Annotated in this window: 1 protein-coding gene; it reads left to right on the top strand. The window is 68.2% G+C overall.

Annotated elements, in window-relative coordinates:
• A partial coding sequence (locus TN53_RS42565; RefSeq protein WP_234441871.1) for an RICIN domain-containing protein occupies positions 1-421 on the top strand: 421 nt, incomplete at both ends.

The following is a 421-nucleotide window of genomic DNA, read 5'->3' as shown; positions in this document are numbered from 1 at the left end:
GCAGCCCGGCTCAGGAGTCCCCCGCAGCCCCGGGGGGGCCAGAAGCGAGCAGACCCAGCCGCTGGGGCTTTCCGTGGATGCCGGGGAGGGGTATCCCCCCATAAAGTCCCGCCACTCGGGCAAGGTGCTGGACCTCTACAACTGGTCCACCGCGAACGGCGGCTCGATCGTCCAATGGGCCGACTTGAACGCCACCAACCAGCAGTGGCGGCTGGCCGACAGCTCGGACGGCTACGTGAGGCTCATCTCGCGCCACAGCAACAAGGCCCTCGAAGTGCAGGGCGCCTCCACCGCCGACAACGCGAACATCGTCCAGTACGACGACTGGGGGGGCACCAACCAGCAGTGGCAGCTCGTCAGGGTCGGTGCCGGCAGCCCCGGCCCGTGCGATCTTCCGTCGACATACCGCTGGACATCAACG

Origin of the sequence: Streptomyces sp. WM6386 (assembly GCF_000972385.1) — a bacterium.
Classification (GTDB): Bacteria; Actinomycetota; Actinomycetes; order Streptomycetales; family Streptomycetaceae; genus Streptomyces.
The sequence above is the reverse complement of the archived record's forward strand: the minus strand, read 5'-3'. Positions and strand labels throughout refer to the sequence as shown.